Genomic DNA, 3,955 nt, shown 5'->3' on the forward strand with positions numbered 1-3,955 from the left:
CCCCGGCCTCGCCAACATTGACACGACCACCGGCGTCGGCGTCTCGCAAACCGGCGGCACGGTCAGCTTCACCGGCGGCGTGACCATCGACACCGCCAGCGGCACCGGCATTGTTGGAACCGGCGGCACGATGGGCATCACAGCTACCGCTGCCGCAGAAACGGTGAGGGCGACCACCGGCCAGGCGATCAATCTCTCTGGCGTCGCCGCCAGCATCGCGCTCGATTCGACCAATTCGGTCGGCGGCGCCAACAATGTCAGGCTGACCAACGTCAGCGGCACGGTCGACCTCGGTTCCGGCGCGCTGAGCGGTGCAACGGGTACGGCGTTCCTGGTTTCGGGCGGTTCGGCCAATATCGATTACAATGGCACCATTACCCACACCGCCAACGCCACCGCGATCGACGTCCAGAACCACACCGGCACCGCCGGCGGCGGCAGCACGATCTCGTTCGACGGCGCCATAACATCGAATAGCTTTAGCGACGGCATCAACCTGGTGGCCAATGGCGGCACCAACGGCACGACGATCAGCTTCACCAACAAGCTGGCGATCGATACCTCAACCAGCGACACCACCGGCTTCAGCGCCACCGGCGGCGGCACGGTTACCGCCACCGGCCCCGGCAGCACGATCAATTCGGGGACCGGCACCGCGCTCGATGTCGAGAACACGAATATCGGCTCGGGGAACCTTGTCTTCCAGAGCATCACATCGAATGGCGGTAGCGCCAACGGCATCATCCTGGTCAATACCGGCACGGCGCTCGGCAATGGCGGCTTGCATGTGACTGGAAATGGCGCCAACGTCGGCGCGACCGGCGGGGGCGTCATCGCCAACAAGACCGGCGCCGATGGCAGCGCCACGCAAGGCACCGGCATCTACCTCAGCAATACGAAGGATGTGCAGCTCAATGGTCTGCAGCTGAACGATTTCGACAATTTCGGTATCCGAGGGTTCGAGGTGAATGGCTTCGCGCTCACCAATAGCGTGGTGAACGCAACCTCTGGCACGAACGGCACCAGCGCCGCGGCCGACGAGGGCTCGATCAGCTTCCGCGCCGCCGATGCCGCCCATAACGGCCTGACCGGCACGGTCGCCATCACCAATTCGGTGATCGCGAACGGCCTTGAGGACAATTTCAACGTCTTCAACAACAGCGGCACGTTGAACATCACTGTTTCGGGCTCGACCTTCCGCGACACCTCCGTGGGACCGCCAGGCAATGTCGGCCTGCTGCTGCAGGCCGACGGCACCGCCAACATCACCGGCCTTGTCACGAACTCGTCGTTCCTGCGCAATTTCGCGAGAGGTATCCAGCTCATCAACAACGGCTCGGGCAACATCGATTTCGATGTCGGCCAGGCCGGCGTCGCCGGCAGCGGCGGCACCTTCACCGACAATTTCGTTGGCGTGGACATGGATCAGAACGGCGCCGGCACCTATAATTTCAATGTGCTGAACGCGACCTTCACCACGGCCAACTATGCGACCCTGTTTGGTGCCGGCGGCGCGGGCTCGCAGATCAACGTCAACCGCGGCGGTGCCGCATCGCCGGTCGTGCGTGGCCTGTTCACGGGCAACATCCTCAACAACAACATCAACAACGCGGATTCCGGCACCGGACCAGGTATCAGTGTCTCCGTCAACGGGACCGCCACCGGCAGCAACACGGTGACCGTCAAGCTCGACGGCAACACTGTCACGCACGTCGCGAACTATGGCATCCTGGTCGCGAACGGCGACGGCAATGGGATCGTCAATGCCACCATCACCAACAACACCGTCAGCACGACGACCGCAGCCGCGCTCGAGGCGATCCGCGTCAATGGCGGGATAACCTCGAGCCAGGCTGGTGCCTCCGGCACGCCCGACAATGGCACGCTGACTTTTGATATCCATGGAAATACGCTGAGCGTCGATCCGTCAGCTGGCGTCACCGATATCCGCGTGCGGCAGCGGTTCAATGTGATCGACAAGATCGAAGGCTATGCCGGCAGCGCCACCGACGACACGGCGGTTCAGGCCTATCTCGCCAGTCTCAACAGCCATTCGGGTGGCGGTGCCGCGACAGTGGCCGCCGACCACAACAACACCGGCTTCGGGACCATTGTTGGGGTTACGGAGCCGCCCCTGCCATAAGCGGGCGTTGCGCGCGTTGGCGCTGGAATAAATTACAAAATGTATTGGCCGAGCAGATTGCTTTGTGCCGGTGGGTGATCTAACGTAACGTCATGTAGAGATTGGCTTTTTACTACAAATTGAACGTTTGGGGGTGTATATGGCCGAGCCGTATCTCTCGGAAATCAAGTTGATTTCTTTCAACTTCCCTCCCCAAGGTTGGGCGTTCTGCGACGGGCAGCTCCTGCCGATCAACCAGAACCAGGCATTGTTTGCTCTGCTGGGCACGACCTATGGCGGCAATGGGCAAACGAATTTTGCATTGCCCGACCTGCGTGGGCGCGTTCCGACGCACACCGGTGGCCAAGGTCATCTTCTCGGCGAACGGGGCGGCGAGCAGGCGCATACGCTCACACTTTTGGAGATCCCCCAGCATTTTCACAGCGCCAGCGCGACATCGGCTTCCGGCGATCTCTTCGTCGCCACCGGCAATGTGCTTGCGGCATCGCCCGCGCAGCTTTACGCGCCGGGAACGTCCAATCTGACTGCGCTGACACCGAGCAGCGTCACCGCGATGGGCGGCAGTCAGCCACACGACAACATGCAGCCCTATCTGGTGCTGAATTTTTGCATTGCTCTGGTAGGCATCTTCCCGTCGCGGAATTGAAGGACGCGCAGCCATGACAGTTTACATCGGCGAGATTCGCATGTTCGCGGGAAACTTCGCGCCCGCCGGCTGGATGTTCTGTCAGGGCCAGACGATACCCATTTCCGAAAATGATGCCCTGTTCCAGTTGATCGGCACCACCTATGGCGGCGACGGTGAGGAGACATTCAAACTGCCGAACCTGGCCAGCCGCGTGCCGCTCCATCAGGGGACCGGATTTATCATCGGGCAAACCGGCGGCGTCGAGGACGTGACGCTGAGCATACAGCAAATGACCGGCCACACGCACGCGATGCTGGCAACGACCAGCGTCTCCAGCCAGACGAGCCCCGCCAACAATGTCGTGGCCCAGTCTTCCACGGGCAAGCTCTATGTCGAGGACACGCCCACGGCGAACCTCGCCAATCCCGTGGTCGGCATGTCTGGCGGTGGCTGGCCCCACACCAACCTGCAGCCTTATCTCTGCGTCAATTTCATCATCTCGCTGTTCGGCGTTTTCCCGACCCCAACATAGGACAGGACCATGTCGGACCAATTCGTAGCAGAAATCCGAATTTTCCCGCTCAACTTCGCGCCCGTGGGCTGGGCGGTCTGCGACGGCCAGATCCTGCCGATTTCGCAAAACACGGCCTTGTTCTCGCTGCTGGGTACGACCTATGGCGGCGACGGCAAGTCGACCTTCGCCTTGCCGGACATGCAAGGCAGTGTGCCGATGCAGCCCGGCCAAGGTCCAGGATTGAGCTTTTATGATCTCGGGCAGTTCGGCGGCTCGGACACGGTCACCTTGCTCGAATCGGAAATGCCGATGCACAACCACAGCATCCGCGCCGTAACCGACCCCGCCGACCTCCAGATCCCGACGCCGACGCGGGCGATCGCCAGGTCGACCAACGCCAACGCCTACAAGAACACGACCGTCAACATGGTGCCGATGGCGGCCAACATGCTGGCTCCGGCGGGTGGCGGCCTGCCGCACAACAACCGGATGCCCTACCTCACACTAACCTTCTGCATCGCGCTGCAAGGCATTTTCCCACCAAGAGGCTGACCGAGCCAACAGGGCAGGACCGATATCATGGCCAAGAACGCAGAACCGAAATCGAAGGCCCCCGCGGCGAAGACGCCGGCGCGGAAAGCGCCCTCCACGGCCAGGGCCCGCCCGGCGC

3 protein-coding genes and 1 pseudogene are annotated in these 3,955 nt (G+C 62.0%); all 4 read left to right on the top strand.

Features of this window, described 5'->3' with window-relative positions; all coding sequences use genetic code 11:
- Positions 1–2,143: pseudogene (locus EN925_RS26355) on the top strand (hypothetical protein); the annotation flags it as partial.
- A gap of 139 nt (positions 2,144–2,282) precedes the next feature.
- Positions 2,283–2,789, top strand: a complete 507-nt coding sequence (locus EN925_RS26360) for a tail fiber protein (RefSeq protein WP_013528764.1) — start codon at positions 2,283–2,285, stop codon at positions 2,787–2,789.
- A 13-nt stretch (positions 2,790–2,802) separates the two neighbouring features.
- Entirely contained in the window at positions 2,803–3,303 is a 501-nt protein-coding gene (locus EN925_RS26365) for a tail fiber protein (protein WP_127366767.1), read from the top strand.
- 9 nt (positions 3,304–3,312) lie between these two features.
- Positions 3,313–3,837 (top strand): tail fiber protein, encoded by a 525-nt coding sequence (locus tag EN925_RS26370; RefSeq protein WP_013528766.1) that lies wholly within the window; start codon positions 3,313–3,315, stop codon positions 3,835–3,837.
- Positions 3,838–3,955: the final 118 nt, after the last annotated feature.

This window comes from Mesorhizobium sp. M7A.F.Ca.US.006.04.2.1, from assembly GCF_004022915.1.
In the GTDB taxonomy this organism is placed as follows: Bacteria; Pseudomonadota; Alphaproteobacteria; order Rhizobiales; family Rhizobiaceae; genus Mesorhizobium; species Mesorhizobium ciceri.